The organism is Bradyrhizobium sp. Kon37 (assembly GCF_055807535.1).
Window position 1 is genome coordinate 1 of the sequence record NZ_JBVVOY010000283.1, and the last position, 263, is coordinate 263.

Sequence of the window (263 nt, forward strand, 5' to 3'; positions counted from 1 at the left end):
TACGCCAGCGGCTTCTATGCGGAGATCCTGCGCGCCGGCGTTCAGTCGATTGATCGTGGCCAGACTGACGCCGCCGTTGCGTTGGGCATGGGGTACGTGCAGCGCATGAAGCGGATCATCCTGCCGCAGGCACTCCGCCGCATGGTGCCACCACTGATGGGCCAGACGATTATGCAGCTCAAAAATACGACGCTCCTCTCGGTACTAACTATCCCTGACCTGCTGTACCAGGCGGGTTACATTGCCAGTTTCACCTATCGGCC

Annotated in this window: 1 protein-coding gene; it reads left to right on the forward strand. The window is 60.1% G+C overall.

Features of this window, described 5'->3' with window-relative positions; genetic code table 11:
* The coding region (locus tag AC0L3J_RS38160; protein WP_473350582.1) for an ABC transporter permease subunit at nucleotides 1-263 on the forward strand (263 nt) is incomplete at both ends.